This window comes from Leptolyngbya sp. FACHB-321 (genome assembly GCF_014695975.1).
Lineage (GTDB): Bacteria > Cyanobacteriota > Cyanobacteriia > Leptolyngbyales > Leptolyngbyaceae > Stenomitos.
In genome coordinates this window covers 61,374-81,053 of the sequence record NZ_JACJPI010000088.1, presented here as the reverse complement: position 1 = coordinate 81,053, position 19,680 = coordinate 61,374, and the positions used below count along the sequence as shown (strand labels likewise).

Annotated in this window: 10 protein-coding genes; 8 read left to right on the top strand and 2 right to left on the bottom strand. The window is 51.8% G+C overall.

Annotated features, from left to right (window positions below):
* Positions 1 to 318: 318 nt before the first annotated feature.
* Positions 319 to 1,038: a cation diffusion facilitator family transporter gene (locus tag H6F76_RS28565; RefSeq protein WP_190513461.1), complete on the bottom strand. Its 720-nt coding sequence runs from the start codon at positions 1,036 to 1,038 to the stop codon at positions 319 to 321.
* 204 nt (positions 1,039 to 1,242) lie between these two features.
* On the opposite strand from H6F76_RS28565, the gene H6F76_RS28560 reads away from it, so the two are divergent.
* From H6F76_RS28560 to H6F76_RS28550, 3 genes are all read left to right on the top strand, one after another.
* A complete protein-coding gene (locus tag H6F76_RS28560) occupies positions 1,243 to 3,216 on the top strand; it encodes an AMP-binding protein (protein ID WP_190513459.1) in 1,974 nt (657 codons plus the stop codon).
* A 169-nt stretch (positions 3,217 to 3,385) separates the two neighbouring features.
* Positions 3,386 to 3,835, top strand: a complete 450-nt coding sequence (locus H6F76_RS28555; protein WP_190446937.1) for a YlqD family protein — start codon at positions 3,386 to 3,388, stop codon at positions 3,833 to 3,835.
* 95 nt (positions 3,836 to 3,930) lie between these two features.
* A complete protein-coding gene (locus H6F76_RS28550; protein WP_190513457.1) occupies positions 3,931 to 5,232 on the top strand; it encodes a dihydrolipoamide acetyltransferase family protein in 1,302 nt (433 codons plus the stop codon).
* A gap of 21 nt (positions 5,233 to 5,253) precedes the next feature.
* Here H6F76_RS28550 and H6F76_RS28545 read toward each other — a convergent pair whose 3' ends face one another.
* Positions 5,254 to 6,135 carry an MnmC family methyltransferase gene (locus H6F76_RS28545; RefSeq protein WP_190513455.1) on the bottom strand — a complete coding sequence of 294 codons (882 nt, stop codon included), beginning with the start codon at positions 6,133 to 6,135 and terminating at the stop codon, positions 5,254 to 5,256.
* 977 nt (positions 6,136 to 7,112) lie between these two features.
* On the opposite strand from H6F76_RS28545, the gene H6F76_RS28540 reads away from it, so the two are divergent.
* The 5 genes from H6F76_RS28540 to H6F76_RS28520 all read left to right on the top strand — a co-directional run bounded on the left by H6F76_RS28540 (position 7,113) and on the right by H6F76_RS28520 (position 19,622).
* Positions 7,113 to 9,506: a hypothetical protein gene (locus tag H6F76_RS28540; protein ID WP_190513453.1), complete on the top strand. Its 2,394-nt coding sequence runs from the start codon at positions 7,113 to 7,115 to the stop codon at positions 9,504 to 9,506.
* Between the two features lie 139 nt (positions 9,507 to 9,645).
* Positions 9,646 to 10,212, top strand: coding sequence for a hypothetical protein (locus H6F76_RS28535; RefSeq protein ID WP_190446941.1), 567 nt, complete (start codon positions 9,646 to 9,648; stop codon positions 10,210 to 10,212).
* 255 nt (positions 10,213 to 10,467) lie between these two features.
* Entirely contained in the window at positions 10,468 to 12,072 is a 1,605-nt protein-coding gene (locus tag H6F76_RS28530) for a hypothetical protein (protein WP_242036890.1), read from the top strand.
* Positions 12,069 to 15,818: a TonB-dependent receptor gene (locus tag H6F76_RS28525; RefSeq protein ID WP_190513451.1), complete on the top strand. Its 3,750-nt coding sequence runs from the start codon at positions 12,069 to 12,071 to the stop codon at positions 15,816 to 15,818. The genes H6F76_RS28530 and H6F76_RS28525 overlap by 4 nt, the downstream gene beginning before the upstream one ends.
* Positions 15,819 to 15,830: 12 nt before the next feature.
* Positions 15,831 to 19,622, top strand: coding sequence for a DUF11 domain-containing protein (locus H6F76_RS28520; RefSeq protein ID WP_190513449.1), 3,792 nt, complete (start codon positions 15,831 to 15,833; stop codon positions 19,620 to 19,622).
* The last annotated feature ends 58 nt before the right edge of the window (positions 19,623 to 19,680 follow it).

Genomic DNA, 19,680 nt, shown 5'->3' with positions numbered 1-19,680 from the left:
GCGTAGATGGCGTTGGACGTAGCGTTTGAGGAAACAGCCTACCGCTGAAGCCCTGCATGAGTCATCGTACGATCGCACCACAACTCATTCAGAAGTTGAAAATTTGATTGAAGTTTGATTAAAGACTATCAAACAATGTCAGCACCACAGGCAATTCAATTGTAGACACTCCTCTGAGTAGAGTGCCCTAATGTCTAAAGTTTTGCACGACAAGGGGAAATTTGGCGAGAAGGAGGAATGGGCTATTTTAACTACCGACTGCTGATTACCAATTCCTAGTATCTAAGCTTTTTGTTGGCTCTCAATAACGGCTGACTTTTACTCCTTAGCCCTCTCCCTAGCCAACCGCTTGAAACTTTGCACGACCAATGGCACAGCGCCAAAAAGAATAATCCCAGCGACAAAGAGACTGATGGCTCCGTCTGCCCAGAGCCAGTGAAGTGTAGCAACAGCGATCGCGGCGAGAATAACACCGATGCAGCTTATAGCATCTGCCAGGACATGAAGAAAGGCTCCGCGTAGATTCAGATCGTGGTCGCTACCGCGATGCAACAGGGCAATATTGGCGCTGTTCACGGCAAGCCCAATGCCTGCTGTCAGGAGCATCGGCAGACTGGCAATCGTCTCTGGAGGAGTTTGCAGCCGTTGAAGTGCTTCCCACCCAATCCACAGGGCGATCACAACGAGCCCTAACCCATTAAGTAAGGCTGCCCAGGTTTCCCAAGCGGCAACTGGCTGGGGTGCAAGCGGTGTTGCCACAATGTCTGTCAGGGAATCACTTAATAGGCTCTGTTTGGGGCGCTGAGCCAGCCGAGTCGCCAAGAGCGCCAGCAGCAGTGCTACGCTGTCGGCTGCCATATGTCCGGCTTCGGCAATCAGTGCCAAGCTGTCACTAGTCAAGCCAACAATGAGTTCAGCGATCGCAAAACCACCGATCAGCAAGAGTGCGATCGCTAACTGAGTTTGCTTGGCTTGAGGGTCGATTGTGTGTGTGGCGATCGTGTGGAGATGATGACAGTCGGCGGAATGTTGATGCATATGCAAAGAGACGCTGGCAGCTAGAGGTTAAGGACAATGCTTCCCCTGGTCAATTCTATCGCCTGCTTACAGTTGTTCTGCTGCTAAGGAGTAGCGCGATCGTTTGTAGCGCGACCGTCTGTGGCATTGTCAAAAATGGTCTTAGCCAGTCGCCGATTGGTCAATCAAGCCATAAGATGATGTCAAGGCTTTAGGAGTTGTGCTATGAAACGTCCCCAGACCGCTCCCATGACTGAGCAAGAGCGCCAAACGCTAAGTCGTGTGATTGATTATAGTCAGGCAACATCCATTCCAGCGCTGTGGGCGATCGCGGCGCAGCGCTTCAGCCAAAACACTGCCGTTTACGATCCTCACGCCGAGCCAGCGATTAAGCTAACGTACGCTGACCTTTACCAGCAAATGCAGCAGTTTGCAGTAGGGCTACAGGCGTTAGGCGTGCAACCAGGTCAGCACATCGCCTTATTCTCCGATAACAACCCCCGCTGGCCCATTGCCGATCAGGGCATCATGATGGCGGGTGCCGCCAATGCGGTGCGTGGCTCTCAGGCAGATCGCGACGAATTGCTATTTATTCTTAAGCATAGCGACAGTATCGGACTGGTCGTGCAAGATCAGGCAACCTTAAAAAAGCTGGCTCAAGGTCTGGAGTCCTTACCACTACAGTTCATTGTGCTACTTACAGACGAAACGCCAACGCCTGTAGGTAATATCAAGACGCTAAATTTTTCGCAATTGATGCAGACAGGCGCAGGTCATACGCTTCAGCCTGTGCCGCTAGAACGTGACTCGCTAGCAACCTTGATGTATACCTCTGGCACGTCTGGTATGCCAAAAGGGGTCATGCTAAGCCACAACAATTTACTGTCTCAAGTAACGGCCGCTGCCTCGGTAGTTAATCCGCAGAACGGGCGCGTGTTGAGCATCCTGCCTATCTGGCACTGCTACGAGCGCACGTTTGAGTATTTTACGTTTGCCTATGGCTGTACGCAGGCATACACCAACATTCGCTATGTCAAGAAAGACTTAAAGGATTTCAAGCCAAATTATATGGTGGCAGTGCCACGGCTGTGGGAGTCTATCTATGAAGGCGTACAAAAACAATTTCGAGAGCAACCTGCTAGCAAACAACGACTGGTGAACTTCTTTTTGGGCGTGAGCCATCGCTATATTGCGGCACGTCGTCTTGTACAGGGCGTAAGTTTGGAAAATCTCCAGCCATCACTCGTCCAACGCCTTACCGCTGCTGTTCAAGCTGCTGTTTTATGGTTGCCGCATCAACTGGGCGATCGCCTAGTGTACAAAAAGGTGCGAGCAGGCATTGGGGGAGAGGTCGCCTTTTTTGTCAGTGGTGGAGGCTCTATCGCTGAACACCTGGAAGATTTTTTTGAAGTCGTTGGTATTCCGATTTTGGGCGGCTATGGACTGACCGAAACTGCGCCGATTACTCACGTTCGTCGCCCCTGGCGCAACATTCGGGGTGGTGATGGGCAACCCCTACGCGACACCGAAACGCGCATTGTCGATCTTGAAACCCGCCAACCTCTGCCATATCTAAAGCAAGGGCTGGTCTTGATTCGTGGTCCTCAGGTCATGCAGGGCTACTACAAAAACCCTGAAGCAACCGCAGCGGCGATCGACCCTGATGGTTGGTTTAACACAGGTGATTTAGGTTGGGTGACGGAGCAAGGTGACCTGATCATCACTGGACGTGCTAAAGACACGATCGTCCTGACAAGTGGTGAAAACATTGAACCGCAGCCGATTGAAGATGCTTGCCTCCGCAGCCCTTACATCGACCAAATCATGCTTGTTGGTCAGGATCAAAAAGTGCTGGGAGCGCTGATTGTGCCTAATCTGGAGGCATTGCAAAAGTGGGCAGCTGCGCAGAATCTTGAGCTGCAATTGCCTGGGGAGGAAAAAGAAGAGAGTGGTGGAGCTACAAATTCTTCACCCCTTAGCCTCGATAGCAAACCTGTTCAAGATCTAGTACGGCAGGAACTCAACCGGGAAGTGAAGAATCGTCCAGGCTATCGGGCAGACGATCGCATTGGTCCGTTTCGGCTATTGTTGGAACCCTTTACGATCGACAATGGTTTGCTGACACAAACGCTAAAAATCCGGCGTAATGTCGTGGCGGAACGCTACCAGGGTATGATTAACGAGATGTTCGTTGGATAGTCTGGCACAAGCTACGATATCTAATTGGCGGTGACTGCTGAAGGGGTGGCATGAGCGCCATAGGTAGCATCAGTACAATAATTTGACGGGTGTGCCTCGGCATCATGGCTTGCTAACGCACTTGCCAACGGACGCTTTGTCCTCCAACAATTTCTCGCGACCAACGTTTATGGATGTTTCTCAATCTCACTTGCTGCTGAAGCGCACAATCAACGTCAAGGCGATCGTCACTGCGCGATGGAAAGATGACGCACAGCAACAGCTTCAGGCACAGCTTAACCAGATCGACAATCAGCTCCAGCAGCTCGAAATGCAAGGGCAGCGCATGATTGCCGAAATTCAGAAGCAGAGCCTCAAGCCACCCGGTCCTGAAACGCTCCAGCAAATTGATGGCATCCAGATTCAGGTGAACGAAAAAAAGAGCGAGTTCCTGGAGCAAAAAAACCAAATTTTGCAGCAGCTTCAGCAAATTCAACTGCTAGAGCTAGATCAAGAGGTGCAGCAGGGGCAGATCGACAGCATTTTTCGGGTCGAAACTGGTGACAACTTGATCGAAAAAATGCAGGTTGAAATCCTACTGCGTGATGGCGTCGTCGAAGCAATTCGCGGAGCCGTTTAAAAAATAGCTGTGGTAATCGCTCGTCGATCGCCACCTTTCAGTTGCTGCATCACTGCACCTGCCGTCTTTACTTATTTTCTGACTGGACTCACTCCATGATTTACGAAGTTTTCATGCCTGCACTTAGCTCCACGATGACCGAGGGGAAAATTGTTTCCTGGGTCAAAGCACCTGGCGATAAGGTCGAAAAAGGTGAAACCGTCGTGGTGGTGGAATCTGACAAAGCAGATATGGATGTAGAGTCCTTCTATGAAGGCTACTTAGGCTCGATCGTGGTGCCAGCAGGCGAAAGTGCTCCGGTCGGAGCGGCGATCGCTCTGATTGCTGAAACTGAAGCCGAACTTGCTACAGCGCAGCAGCAGGCGGCAGGGCAAACGGCTCCCGTTGAAACCCCAGGCGCGATCGCAGATACTAAAGACGCGGTGGCAGCAGTGGCGGCTCCAGTAGCCTCTGTGCAAAACGGTAATGCAGCAGGGAGTGCAACCACTCAGAACGGGCGGGTTGTTGTTTCTCCTCGTGCCCGGAAGCTGGCGAAAGAACTAAAAGTTGACCTAAACACGTTAAGTGGTAGCGGACCACACGGACGCATCGTTGCCGAAGATGTCGAAGCCGCTGCTGGTAGACAGCCTGCTGCTAAAACCCCTACTGCACCACCGCCGCCACTGCCCTCAGTCACCCCTCCTGCTGCTAAACCAGCCATAGCGCCTCCTGCTCCTGCGGTGGCTGGGCAGCAAGTACCACTGACAACCCTGCAAAATGCGGTTGTACGGAATATGGCAGCCAGTCTGGAAGTGCCTACTTACCATGTTGGCTATACGATCACAACTGACAATCTAGACAAACTGTACAAGCAAATCAAGTCCAAAGGCGTGACCATGACAGCACTGCTGGCAAAAGCCGTTGCTGTCACGCTGCAAAAACATCCGCTTTTGAATGCGAGCTATATTAACCAGAGCCTTTCGCATCCGGCTTCAATTAATGTGGCAGTTGCAGTGGCAATGGACGATGGTGGGCTGATTACACCTGTGTTGCAGCAAGCCGATCAGTTGGATATCTATACCCTGTCGCGTACCTGGAAAAGCCTGGTTGATCGCGCCAGAGCGAAGCAGTTGCAGCCAGAGGAGTATAGCTCTGGCACTTTCACGATTTCTAATCTCGGTATGTTTGGGGTCGATCGCTTTGATGCTATCTTGCCCCCCAATACGGGAGCTATTCTGGCGATCGGCGCGTCTCTTCCTGCCGTTGTCGCTACGGATGACGGCTTCTTTGGCGTGAAACGTCAAATGCAGGTCAATCTTACTGCCGACCATCGCATTATCTACGGTGCCCATGCTGCTGCGTTCCTGAAGGATCTGGCGAAGCTGATTGAAACAAACGCCCAGTCCCTCACACTGTAGGGCATAGTTTACAAGTTAGCTTTACCGAATACCCCAGCGTCGCCGCCAACTGGATGTTGACTCTAAGGTACTTTGCTGTTGCTCCTGGTAATGCTGCTCTAGAATCGTTGTGGCATCTCCTCTCAATGTTGGATCACGATACGGCACGGCTGCCCGTGTTTGCAAATGCTCTTGCTCTAGTTGCGTCAGAGGATGCAGCGTTTGAGCATCAAAGCTGCCGATCGTGCCCTGTGACCACTCGTGTGGCAAGTGATCGGTATCAGGCGGTAACGTTCCCAGGCAAAACCCCGCCGATTGCATTGCCGATCGCACTGCCGCCGAGCGTGAATAAGTTGCAAGTTTACCGTCTGGTGCTAAACAGCGTGCCACTAGTGCGAAAAACTCGATCGTCCATAGCTGTGGGCAGCGACGTGGCGAGAATGGATCGAAGAAAATAGCATCCGCCTGAAAGCTTGAAGTGCAGAGCGTCTGGATTGTTTGGCGCGCATCACCGAGCAAAAGCGTTGCCGTCAAATGCGGCGAAATGCAAGCGTGCGTTAGTGCCATTTGTTGCAAAACTGCTTGTACTGTTGGCGACCAGCCATCCAGCAGGGGCGGGGCGATCGCCGCCTGTGGCACAGTGGCATCCAACTCTAGTGCATAGAGTTCTACCTGGCACTCTGGGTTCACAGCCCAAATGGTTTCCAGCGCTGCCGCCGTGTTGTAGCCCAGTCCGTAGCAAACGTCCAATAGCCGCAGATGACGGTGGTGCGCTTTCGTCCTTAGCTCAGTTGCTACTACAAACTTTGAAAATGCCTCAGCACGTGCGCCGTGAAGGCTATGGAACGACTCGCCAAAGTCTTCCGAAAAGAAAGTGAACGAACCATCAGTAGTTGGCTGTGGCACCCAGGGTTGTAAAGGCATGAGAGACAAGCATTACTTAGATACGGAGTTTGGATGCAAAATACCTACGAAAAATTACGTATTTGCCATAGTTGTAGTCTTCTCCTATCAGTAGAAATCTGGATTGACTGTTAAAAGAACTAAGTGCTTTTTAAGTTCTAATCTTTCAATTGATTTTGGTGAAACACGTTTGCCTGTATAGGCATATCCCAGTTTTATAACATCATACCGATTACCTAAACTCTCCTTCTCAAAGGCGAAGAAGGAAGCTAGCAAAGTCTCTTTGTTAAAAGGAGAGAGAGCCGAAAACCCTTGAGCTGTGTAGAAAAGGCAAGCTCTACAGAAAAGGGATACATCCTATAACTACTTTAAAGACCTGCAAAAAGAAAGGGGCTAAGTAATTATATACCGTGCTTGATCGCTCTCTTTCAATCCATTGTTCATTGAGCCTGCTATTTCCTGAGCTATAGCGTCTAAACACTGAAGATTTTGAAACGTCAAATGCCTTGATAAAATAATTTTCCGTAAGGGTACTGAGATTAATATTTTAACTATTTGGAACAATCTAAAGAGTGGTAATTAGATAAAAGTAACGACAAACGTTGTTTGAAAGCACCCTAGCCTGTGAAACCTTTCATACAAAAACGATCTGTTTTGCAAGATGGCACTAGCATTTCGCCAATAACGATTTAAGTCTTGTGTGTTTCTAAAACAGCTTCGTTGCAAAGGCAATAAGGAACGTCTTGAGCAAAAAAAGTAACCCTTTATGCTCAGCCGTTCACCGTCTTAACCAATTACCAAAAGTACCAGCACGAGCGCATCATCGCATTATCTAGATGCCGCAGCGTCCGATCAATTGGTACTCCTATCGATCATTTAGGCAATAGCATTTTTGCCTGTCTCCTTTAGTTTCTCATGCGTCAAACGGGCTGCGGTTCTAGTGACCACAATACCGTCTGGTCAATCTATTACTTACTTGTTCAGCCTTTTTCAGGATTATGAAAACGCAAACCCGTTGGTCTTACTGTAAATTTTTAGCTGTGACTCTGTTAGTAGGTAGTTTCTTGCCTCTCGCCTCCCGTGCGCTTGCTGATGGTACGACTGCTGGAACCACCATCAGCAATACTGCTACGGCAACTTATGAAGACCCCAATGCTCCCGGCACAATCATCAACGCCACGTCTAACACTGTGACTGTGACCGTTGCAGAGGTTGCAGGTGTCACGGCTACTCCATTAGCAATTAACGACCTTAACGGGGGTACGGTACTGCCCAATGATGTCCTCAACTATGACTTCCGGCTCACCAATGTCGGTAATGATCCTACGAGGTTATTTATTCCAGGCAGCGCTACGGTAACAGGACCAGGAACGCCTGGATCGTTGCAATTCAGCATTGATGGTGGAACAACTTTTAACCCTGTTCCGGCAGGTGGTGTGACGACAGCTTCTATTCCAGCCGGTGGCTCTGTGATTGTGCGAGTACCAGTCACAATTTCGGGCTTGGCTTCGTCTGGTGCAACCGTTGCCGTGCGTTTGGGCGATACCGGACTCAATGATAATAGTGCAGCAACTCAAAACCAGCCTGATGCGCCCGATGGTTCGCTGGCTACCGAGATTCGGACGGTAGACAACGTGAATGGTACAGCAAATGAAGCAGCAGGTGTCCCCAGCAATGGTGAACGGGAAACCAGCGCCACTCAACAGGTGCTAGTTGGTGCACAGCCTCAAGCGTTTGCAGCAATTCTTAAGACCCGCTCTGCTTACAGTGATTCCAGTACACCACTACTTAGCGACGATGTGCTGACCTATAATTTGTCGCTGCGGGTAGATTCTACCGCTCCGGCTGGCAGTACAGGTCTGGCTCCGGCTAATTTGGTGGGTACAACAGTAAATGGGATTGGCACGAACCGGGTACTGGTTTCTGACGCAATTCCAACTGGAACGGTGTTGACCGGAACCCCTACTGCCCCTACAACCCCTATTGCTTGGACGGTTGTGTATACCACTGACCCAACCACAGTTACTGCCAACAATGCCACTTGGACAACGACTCGACCAACATCAGGTATTACCCGCGTTGGTTTTGTTTACGATGCATCTACCACTCCGATCACTGCAGGCACAACGGTTACAGGATTTACCTTCCAGGTCGTGACAACGAACGTAACGGCTACAACGACGATCGCTAACCTGGCTCAAGTCTTTGGTCAAACAGCGGGCGGTGGCACGACTCTGGTCTACGACGAATCAGGTGATCAGACTCCCAGCAACTTTAATGATGATGGTACAGTCGGTTCCAACACACCTACTAACGGGGTCGCCAACCCAGCGGTAGATGGGGTAGACAGCAACAACAACAACACAGGTACCGGTCCTGGTGGTGAAGCTACGGTATTTACCGTTGCGGCAGCAGGCACCATTCTAAATGGTCCTAACGGGCAGCCTGCGGCAGTGGGACCAACCAACAACAACGACGATTTCACTAACAGGTCATCGGCGATTCCAGCCAACACGGCTCCGGGTTCCACGATCGACCCTAATGCGGTCACGTTCCTCAATACAATCAACAATCCGACCACGGGCACTTTAAGCAATATTCTGTTGGTGCCTGATGCTGCCAACTTTACCCCGGGTGCAGGCGAGGTCTTGCCCCCCATTAACACTACTGTCACGCTGAGCTATGGGGGACAAACAGCCGTTTACACCTACAACGGCACTAACTTCATCTTTACCTCTGGTAGCACTATTGTCATTCCGACCCTGACAGCAGGCACGTCAGTAAACTACAGCGTTGTGGTGGATCTGCCTGCCAATACAGCACTCTCAACTACCACTGGCAATGGTTTCTCAGTTCCCATCTACGCCTTCCAGGATGTAAATGGCAATGGCAGACCTGATTTGGCAGCAACGGAGCCTACTCAAAACCGCTCGATCGCTCGCGTTTACACCGGGTTCCTGAGAATGGTCAAAGATGCCCGCATCCTTGAGACCGATGGCACAACAGTCGTTGAAAACTATACGCAAACCCCAACACCTGCAAACTTACGGGTTGGCAGATTCATTGAGTATCGGATTACTTACACCAATATCTCCATTGCTCCGGTTGGTGCAGGCAACGTCACCCTTAGCGCTGGTAACGTAATCATCACCGAGGATGGCACCATTGGCACCAACACCTGGGCAAGAGATAACGACACCAATGGCGTGATTGACACCAGCAACGTAGTCGGTTCGACAACTGCTCAGTTCGGCACGATCGCCTATGCTCCCAGCGGCGATCAGTCTGGTACGACGCAGCCAACGGATGTCACGCGGTATACCAATACGCTAGGTGTGGCAGTGCAGCCCGGAGCCAGCGGCACGTTTATCTTCCGTCGCAGAATTAACTAACAGTTGGGGGAGAGTTTGAGGTTCGCGTTTCGAGGTTTGAGTTCGGTCAAACTTCCCCACCTTCGACTCTCCCTGTCTGCTTCTGCTACTAAACAATTCTGCATCCCAAAATCTTTAGCTATTTGAAGAGGTTGAACTGATGAAACGTCAATTCGCGGTTGGTCTAGGAGTCACAGCATTGCTTCTGACTATGCCCTTTGCTAGTAAGTTACCCGTTGTAGCGGGTCTGTTTGATTCAAATGTGGCGATCGCCAAAGCCGCGCAGCACCCCAAAGTGCAGTTGGCTTTGCTGGGCGAGAAGCAGGTGATTAGCAAAGATGCCCAAGGCAAGGAAACGATTTCCTGGCAGGGTGGCAGCCAACTGGCAGTGCAGGCAGGTGATGTCTTGCGGTATCGCCTGATGGGCAAGAACGAAGGCGATCGTCCCGTCAATAACTTGACCTTAAATCAGCCCATTCCCAAGAGCACCGTGTTTATTCTGAAATCTGCTAAAGCGAACGCCAGCCAAGCGGCTCAGATTACGTACAGCATTGATGGCGGACGCAGTTTTGTCGAAACCCCCACAGTGCAGGTCAAGCTAGCGAATGGCAAAGTCGAAACCCGTCCCGCACCGGCTGAGGCATACACTCATATCCGCTGGAAGCTCTCCAAGACCCTGGCTGCAAAAGCCCCAGTAACCGCCGAATACCAGGTGAAAGTGCGCTAGTTGCAGACTCGGTAAAGGCTTGGTGAAGCGGGCGATCGATTGTTTTTAGTGTCTGCTTCACCTGCCCCATCCTGCCAATTTTCGATTGCAGATTGCGGAAAGCTCACCAGGCTTTCCGGCAGAGAACGTTTGTCTGTTTTTAGGTAGACCAGAGCGCCGCTAGCAACAGGTCAAGAGCAAAGGACGCAAGTGCTTCTCTCCTTACCCCTAGTGCCCTCCCTCAACTCCCCAGATCCTCCTCTCCCTTCTCCAGTGATGGCTGCATTGATGTCACATCAGACTTTTCGTCACTTTAAACGCCTGAAACAACTGACCGCCACTTTGGGGATCAGTAGTCTGCTCTCTGTTTCAGTTGCTCAGGCACAGACTCCATCAGCTCCAGGCACTGCATTAAGGACTGCACCCAGCATTCAGCTACAAAACTCGGCTTCTTATCAGTACGACGTGCTTAGTTTGCCGCTGTGCGATCCGCAAACGGGAAACACCCAGAACTGTGGTTCAAACGAGTCTGTGCAAATCAGCAACACCACAAACTCGATTGGAAGTACGTTTACGCCGAGTCTGATTGACCCACTGGGACGACTTGTAGGCTGTGCGGGAGAGGCTTTGAGTGACTATACCGGCTTCAGCATCGCGCTGTATGAGCCTGACGTAGCTGACCCAACTGGAGTCAATCTGGGACGGTTGCTGTCGCTGTCGCCAACGGAAGTGCCGGATAGACCAGGCAATGGCATTCCAGAAGGTCGATCGCCCAACACCGAAAACAGTAACCCGTTCTCGCTTGTCAACAGTGACCGTGGCGTTTACAACTTCATGCTGGATGCGCGGAAAGGGCAACTCGATCAGGGACGCTCTTACATTCTGGTGATTAATCCGCCCCGTGACTCAATCTATGCCCAGCGTCGCTTTCGGTTAACGATCGGGGCACGTAACGGCAATCAGGTGTCCTACACGGCAACGGCGATCGATGGCAAACCGATTAGCAGCGGCAGCAATAACACCTCTGTTACAGACACCATCACCATTCAGGATGCGGAAAAGACCAGTCTAGTGATTGCTACGCTCAGTTTAGGGGCGGGGGTTTGTCAGGCGCAGGAGATTCAAATCATCAAAACGGGCGATCGTGCCACGGCAGAACCGGGAGATACCGTGATCTATCGCCTGTTGATCAGAAACCTCTCTAGTGCCACGCTTAACAATTTGACCATTACCGATAGCCTACCGCTAGGCTTCCGCTTCCTGCCGAAAGCGGTACGAGGTGATTTTCGCGGCACGCCTGTTCTCATTACCACTGCTCAGAACGGTTCTACAGTCACCTTCAACATTGAAACGTCTCTGCCGCAGGGTGCAACCGATCCTAGCTCGGTTTTAAGTATTGCCTACGCGGCAGTGGTAACGCCCGATGCGCTGCGGGGCAAGGGACAAAATAGCGCGATCGTCTCTGGACAGCGGACGGATAACGGCTTTGGGGTAAAGGATGGTCCAGCCATTCACCAGCTTCGGCTTCGCTCTGGCATCATCACCGATTGCGGCACCATTATCGGGCGAGTCTTTATCGACAAAAACTTCGATGGCGAACAGCAACCCGGAGAACCGGGAGTGCCGAATGCGGTTGTGTTCATGGATGATGGCAACCGCATTGCCGCCGATGCTGATGGGTTGTTTTCGGTTGCCAATGTGCTGCCAGGGTATCGCACTGGGGTCATTGACCTGAGCAGCATTCCAGGCTACACCCTGGCTCCTAACCTTCGTTTCAGCGAACGCAATAGCCAGTCTCGCTTGGTGCATCTAGAACCCAGCGGCATGGTGCGGATGAACTTTGCTGTCACTCCTTCGGCTGGAGGAGGTGCTAAACCATGAAATTGAAAAAACGCTATGCGAAGGCGGCTCTACTTGGGCTGTCCTTGTCCTCTGAATTGCTACTGCTCTGTCTCTTGAAGGCTCCAGCTCAAGCAGCAACTCCCACTTCAGAAACGTCGTCTGCTGCGTCCCAGGTGCTTGCAGAGGTGAATCAGACAAACCAGCTTACAGATACACCAGTTGTTGCACCCGTCTCGGTAGATCAGCCAGCGGTTCAGCCTCCTACGCTTGCGCCTTCTCCCGCTCCCCCTGCTTCCCCTGCTTCTGCCACCCCCGTTGCTCCCGCTGCTTCCGCTACACCTGCCCTCCCTGCTCCCTCTCCTGGCCAAGTCAAAATTCTACTGCCGCTTGCCCAGACTGTTCTCGATGTCCCTGCTGCTACGGTGACGTTGCAATATGCCCAGGGTAGTCAGATTGAGCTAAAAGTCAACGGCGTAATGGTGCCTGATACCCTAATCGGTCGCACAGAGACGGACAAAACGACTGGCATTGTAACGCAGATCTGGTATGGGGTGTCATTGAAAGAGGGCGAGAACATTTTGACTGCCCAGACAAGGACAAATGGAGTTGCAGGTGAACTGGTCTCGACGCAGGTGCAGGTGCGCGGCGATGTGAAGCAGATGACGGTCAGCACTCTTGAGGCAAGGATTCCGGCAGATGGGCGATCGACTGCCACGGTGCAGGGGCAGCTTCTGGATGACAAGGGCAACCGCTCCAGCCGGGATGTGATCGTCACGCTCCTTGCTTCTGAAGGCGAATTTGCAGGGGCAGATGCTAGCCCCGATCAGCCTGGCTTTCAGGTGAAGGCGATTCAGGGACAATTTACTGCATTGCTGCGTTCCAGCTTGAATGCCAGAACGGTTAATGTTCGGGCAGTAGCGGGTAGCCTGGAAGCCTTTACGCAACTCTTGTTTGAAACCAATTTGCGTCCATCGATCGCAACTGGAGTCATCGACATTCGCTTTGGCAAACGGGGCACTAACTTTTACGACAGCTTTCGGGATTTTTTACCTGCCGATCGCAACAACCGCTATGAACTGGACATACGTGGCGCTGTGTTTGCCACCGGGAAAATTGGCGACTGGTTGTTCACCGGAGCATACAACAGTAACCGCGCTCTGAACCAGACCTGCGACGGTACCACGCGGTTGTTCCGCGATACCCAGTCCTGTGACCAAACCTATCCCACTTATGGCGACAGCTCCCAGTCCATGGTGTTAGCGCCCTCTACTGATAGTGTGTACCTGCGGCTAGAACGAACGTCACCCATCCCCAGTGCTGGCATCGACTACGCCATGTGGGGCGACTACAACACGGAAGAATTTGCACGGCTATCGCAAGAGTTCACCGCCATTACCCGCCAACTCCATGGCTTGAAGATCAACTACAACGTTGGTAACTTGCAACTGACGGGCTTCTACGGCAACAATGTACAGGGCTTTCAGCGAGACACGATCGCTCCCGACGGCACCAGCGGCTACTACTTCCTCTCTCGCCGCTTGCTGGTTGAAGGCAGCGAAAACGTGTTTCTAGAACTGGAAGACCTGAACCGCCCTGGCACTGTACTCGAACGCAAGTCACTAAGCCGGGGACCCGATTATGAAATTGATTACGATCGCGGCGCGCTGCTATTCCGTCGACCCATTTTGCGGACAGATGTTGGCACCGATGGCGAAACCCTGGTACGCCGGATTGTCGTCACCTATCAATACGATACGCCAGGTTCGGATAACAGCATTTATGCAGGGCGGGCAGTCTACCACTTTTCGCGCGGACAGAATCGGGAAAGCTGGCTTGGAGCGACCTACTTAAAAGAAGACCAGGGCAACCGCGACTTTGAACTTTACGGCGCAGATGCCTACATTTCATTGGGTGCTAACGCTCGACTAATTGCAGAATTTGCCCACTCCAGCAACCTTTCTGAAACATTAGGTCAGATAAGCGGCTCAGCATATCGGGCTGAACTAGAAGGGGAAATCGCCAGGGGCGTTCACGGACGTGCCTATTACCGCTCTGCTGAAACAGGGTTTGCCAATAACGCTACGGTTAGCTTTGTGCCGGGTCAAACCCGCTACGGTACTCAGGTCAACGCCAAACTCTCTCCATTTACGGCACTCCGTTTCCAGTACGACCACGAAGACAACAAAGGGATTGCACCCCGTCCGCTGACTACACTTGAAGATCTGCTGACTCCCAGATTAGAAGCCGTCCCCGGTTCCAGAGTGGATAATTCCTTAACCACAATTTCCGCTGGAGTGGTGCAAAAGCTTGGCTCGGCAGAACTGGCGGTTGACTGGTTTCACCGCGATCGCACCGACCGCATGAACTCAACCTTCAACACGACCTCTGACCAGTTGCGATCGCGCCTTACCATTCCCCTCAACACCCGTCTGACCTTATTGGCACAGAACGAAACTACCCTTTCAGCTCAGACTGATGCCGTGTATAACGATCGCACCCTGTTAGCGCTGAACTGGCAGGCGATGCCCGGTATCAACATCCAATTGGCTCAGCAGTTCTATACGCGGGGACAATTTGCTGGACAGTCTATTACCAGCTTAGGCGTTGCCGGAGACTACAAACTTGGTCCCGATACCACCCTAAGCGGACGACTTTCGCTTTTGAAAGGGTCTGAAGCGATGACTATGTACGGAGCTGTTGGCATCAACCACCAGATCCTTCTTGCACCCGGTCTCAAGATGGATCTGGCGTACGAACACGTCTTTGGCAACTTTTTGGGTAGAACAGCGACTGGCACCCAATTTGCTCAGCCCTTCGCGCCCGGTCAGTCTTCTGCCTCTGTAGGGCTGCAATCGGGCGATACTTACAGCGTCGGTATTACCTACACCGATAATCCCGACTTCCAGGCAAGCGCCCGATTCGAGCATCGCACCTCCTCTGAGGGCAGCAATACCGTCATTTCTGCCGCTGCTACGGGTAAACTTTCGCCTGCTTTAACCGCGCTCTTCCGCTATCAGCAAGCCAACGCTGCCAACCAGAAGCTTACTGGTTTGGGTGACACCGCTAGCTTGAAACTAGGACTGGCATACCGCGACCCTAACGACGATAAATTCAACGCCCTACTGCGCTACGAGTATCGCAAAAATCCTGCCATTACCCCCGACACTATTTTGTTTGGCAGCGGTACTGGATCGGTTGATCATGTTCTGGCAGCGGAGGCAATCTACGCCCCCAACTGGCGCTGGGAGTTCTACGGCAAGTTTGCGTTGCGGAGCAGCACCTCTTATTTAGCAAGTGATCTAGTTGGCACGGGGCTTGTTACCTTGGCTCAAGCACGCGCTACCTATCGCCTCGGCTATAAGTGGGATTTAGTTGGTGAAGCCCGCTGGATCAATCAGCTGGGCGTTGGCTATAGCGAAACAGGCTTGGTTGCAGAAGTGGGCTATTATTTGACACCTAATTTGCGCCTCGCCGCAGGCTATATGTTTGGCAGTGTGGGCGATCGCGACTTTGGCAGTAATTCCCGTTCCTCTGGCGGACCCTACCTCGGCATTACCATCAAACTCAATGAACTCTTCAATGGCTTTGGTCAACAGCGAGTACCACCACCGCAACAGCAGCCTAGTGTACCTGTTGCTATAACGCCTTCCAGTGAAGCCTTGACTGTTCCTCCGATCGCTCCTGCCTCTCCATCTGTCCCCACGCCCCTAATTTCCTCACTTTCTACACCCGCTGTTCCCCTACCTGGAACCATTCCCACTTCAGCCGTCCTTCTGGATCCATAAGCAGTAATGACTATGAGCCATTTGTTCAAACATCTACCTTCTAAAGGAAATCTGCTTAGTAGTTCTGTTCTTCTGCTCTGTGCAATTGGTAGTTGGGTCAATCCAGCACAGGCAGAAGGTAGCCGCAACCTTTATCCAAACGGTGCTACAGGTTCTAGAGCCAGCCTAGAGTGGGTCGCAAACACACGGTATGGTCCTACAGCCCCTGTTGATAACTCCCTGCTGCGCCGCACACTGCTGCAAGTTTATGCCAATGCGGGTGAGTACATTTTAACGGGTTCAACGGCCGTTGGAGTTACTAACGGTACTACGCTTGGCGATGTTGTGATTTTTAACCCTGGTACGGTGTCAGGGCGCATTGGCAACGAAACGATTCCAGCAACGCCTAGCTATCAGTGTTCGACTCAAAGAGCCGCAACCTTAAACACCAATCAGGGGAGAATCACCAGCCGCACCCAAGAGTTGGCAGGACCAGACACCATCACGATTCCATTAACTGCAACACGGGGCAATCAGATCTCGACTGGCTACGTTCCCTGCTTTTATCAGGCTCCTACTAGTGGCATTTACTATGTAGCTTTTTATGGTCCCTCTGGTGGTAACAGTACCGCAGGCGGCGGTCCAACAGGAGAGATTAACATGGCTGGGGCTAACAACTTTAGTGCCGCTCAGGCGACCAGTACCGCTGCTTGGGATGTCACCGTTCGCAGCAGCCTGACCTCAACGACAGATATCAACGGACGACTATTTGCCAACTACCTAGCACTCTTTACGGGCGGGAACGGTAGATCCGTTGAATCCGATATCTATATGGTCACGAAAGATGGCTACCGCTATGCCACAGACCTTAATGGGCTGGATGCAAACGGGTGGGTCATGTATGGCAACGATGTTGGTTTCTATGATAGTGATGGAAAAACACCTCTCTATCACGACGTTTTGGGAAATGGTGCTCAACTGACACTGCTTGAAGGGACAACAAACCTGGCGCTGCCAAACCATATTCTGTTCTTCAATAATCCGATGAGCAGTGCTGGCGCAACGGAATCGATCGCCGCACTTGGCATTCCGCTCATCCCTACCACTCCAACGGTCAGTAGCGCTAGCTTCACGGGCACTGTTGCTGGGAATACCTCTGCTCAAAATACAGGTGGCACGTTCCGTTTTAATAGCAATGTGACAGGTAGCTATGAAATCATTCTCAGCCGGGATGGGGTTAACTTTGACCCGGCTAACGCTCAAAACCGCAGACTGGTGGGATTGGTCACCACATCTGGCATTCAGGCGATCGCTTGGGATGGTAGAGACAACACTGGTGCCTTTTTCCCAGTTGGTTCTAACTATCCCGTTCGGATTACAGTGCGTAACGGTGAATACCACTTTCCCTTATTGGATGCTGAAAGTAGTACTCGTGGTGGACCTAGTTTTAACCTCCTAAATGCCTCCAACCCACTGGGCAATAGGACTGGTTTCTATGACGATCGTGGTTATAGGACAATTGGCGGCACTACTGTCGGCACTGTGGGCACCGTCCTTTGCGGCATCGCTCCACCGTCCATTCCTAACAGCAATCTGATTACTGGCTTCGATACTGCCTCAACGCAGCGAGGCTTTGGTTCAAGTGGCACCAATACCAACACCTCTTGTAGTGGTGCGTTTGGTGACGCGAAAGGACTGGATATCTGGACGTATATACCTAGCTCTGCCGTTTCCACACTCGTTAATATCATCCCCAGTACGCCAGACGAAACCATCGTTAAAACTCACACGGGCAACTTTACGCAAGGCGGTACCGGGACTTATACCATCACTGTTACCAATAACGGTGGTGTGGCAAGCAGCGGCACTGTCACCGTTACTGATACCTTGCCTGCTGGGCTGATTCCCACGGCAGCAAGTGGCACGGGCTGGACTTGTTCTATTGCAGGACAAACCGTGACCTGCGCTCGTACTGATGTACTAGCAGCTCTTGCCAGCTACCCTATCATTACGTTGACTGTGAGCGTTGCGGCAAATGCACCTGCCAGCGTTACTAACATCGCTACCGTTTCCGGTGGCAATGACGGTAATACGGGCAACAATAGCGGTAGCGACCCAACCACTATTAATCCAGCACCAGACCTCACCATTACTAAAACCCACCCGGGTAACTTTAGCCAGGGACAAACGGGAGCCACTTACACCATCACGGCTACAAATGCTGGCAGTATTGCAACCACTGGCACTGTTACGGTGACTGATACTATTCCAACCGGGCTGACTCCTACTGCCGCTACAGGGACAGGCTGGAGTTGCAGTATTGCTGGACAAACTATTACTTGCACCCGCAATGATGGATTAGCAGCAAATACTAGCTACTTACCAATAGCCGTGACGGTTAACGTTGCTAGCAATGCCCCCGGTAGCGTCACTAACATCGCCAATGTTGCCGGAGGCGGTGAAGCGAACACCACAAACAATGCGGCTAACGATCCAACCACCATTGTCCCCGCTGCCGACTTAAGCATTACTAAAACCGATGGGCAAACCAGCACCACAGTAGGGAGTGCCATTGCTTACACCATTACTGTTACCAACAATGGTCCCAGCACGGTCAACAGCGTCACGGTGACTGATACGCTACCAACGGCAATGCAATCGCCTGTTTTCACACCTAGCACAGGTAGCTACAACAGTAGCACTGGAGCCTGGACTGGCTTAACGCTTGCGTCTGGACAGAGCATCACCCTAACCATCAGCGGAACAGTTGCTGCTTCTGCCACCGGCACCATTACAAACACCGCCACTGTTGCGCCTCCTTCTGGCACTACCGATCCGACTTCAGGCAACAACAGTGCGACAGACACTACAACCATTACCCCTACAGCAGATCTACGGCTTACTAAGACCGTTAATGTTCCTGCCCCAGCGGTGGGAGCAACAATCATCTATACGGTAACGGTAACGAATGCAGGTCCTAGTAGCGCGACCGGTGTGGCGGTGCAAGATCTGCTGCCATCTGGTGTGACCTTCTCGTCGGCAACGCCTAGCCAGGGAACCTACAACAACGTCTCAGGACGCTGGACGGTGGGCACGATCGCCAATGGCAGCAGCGCCACTCTGCAAATTGCAGTAGTTGTCAACACCAGTTCAGCTGTAACTAATACGGCTGAGGTATCCGCCTCTGATCAAGTTGACCCTAACTCTACTCCAGGAAATAACAACCCTGGTGAAAACGATCAGGCGAGTGTCAGCATTCCCTTTGCTCCCTCTGCTTCACCTCGGTTGCAACTAGTTAAACGTATCACTGCCACTAATAGTGCAACATTGTCTAATGTAGTGGATGACCCTACGTCAACGGCTGATAATGCCCCTAATTGGCCCTCACCTGTAGATGCAAACAATGGTATCAGTACCTATTTGAAAGGGGTCATTAGTGGTAGCACCCTTCGACCGGGAGACATCTTAGAGTACACCATTTATTTTCTGTCAGATGGTGGAGCAGCAGCGACCAATATTAGCCTCTGTGATTTAGTGCCAAGTAACAGCACCTTTGTGCCTGACTCATTCAGCACTGTCCCAGTGTCAGGGATCAATCTCACGATCGGTGCCATACCAACCAACTTGACTAATGTGCCCGATGCGGACGGAGGACAGTTTTTTAACCCTGGTGCCGTGCCTTCAGTTGCCTGTTCTGCTGCCAATACCAATGGAGCTGTGGTGGTGAATGTGGTTAAAAGTCCTGCAAACTTACCAAACGCCACTGCACCTGGAACGCCAAACAATTCCTATGGCTTTATCCGCTTCCGCGTCAAAATTAACTAAGTTGTTGAGCGCTATTAGGGGGCTATGTTTACAGGTTGTTTAATTTTGACCGGACACA

What these genes read in the sequence shown, in the direction of transcription:
- H6F76_RS28550 (WP_190513457.1), top strand. Translation starts at nt 3,931, where the DNA reads ATGATTTACGAAGTTTTCATGCCTGCACTTAGCTCCACGATGACCGAG.
- H6F76_RS28535 (WP_190446941.1), top strand. Translation starts at nt 9,646, where the DNA reads ATGAAACGTCAATTCGCGGTTGGTCTAGGAGTCACAGCATTGCTTCTG.
- H6F76_RS28520 (WP_190513449.1), top strand. Translation starts at nt 15,831, where the DNA reads ATGAGCCATTTGTTCAAACATCTACCTTCTAAAGGAAATCTGCTTAGT.
- H6F76_RS28545 (WP_190513455.1), bottom strand. Translation starts at nt 6,135, where the DNA reads ATGCCTTTACAACCCTGGGTGCCACAGCCAACTACTGATGGTTCGTTC.
- H6F76_RS28555 (WP_190446937.1), top strand. Translation starts at nt 3,386, where the DNA reads ATGGATGTTTCTCAATCTCACTTGCTGCTGAAGCGCACAATCAACGTC.
- H6F76_RS28530 (WP_242036890.1), top strand. Translation starts at nt 10,468, where the DNA reads ATGGCTGCATTGATGTCACATCAGACTTTTCGTCACTTTAAACGCCTG.
- H6F76_RS28525 (WP_190513451.1), top strand. Translation starts at nt 12,069, where the DNA reads ATGAAATTGAAAAAACGCTATGCGAAGGCGGCTCTACTTGGGCTGTCC.
- H6F76_RS28540 (WP_190513453.1), top strand. Translation starts at nt 7,113, where the DNA reads ATGAAAACGCAAACCCGTTGGTCTTACTGTAAATTTTTAGCTGTGACT.
- H6F76_RS28565 (WP_190513461.1), bottom strand. Translation starts at nt 1,038, where the DNA reads ATGCATCAACATTCCGCCGACTGTCATCATCTCCACACGATCGCCACA.
- H6F76_RS28560 (WP_190513459.1), top strand. Translation starts at nt 1,243, where the DNA reads ATGAAACGTCCCCAGACCGCTCCCATGACTGAGCAAGAGCGCCAAACG.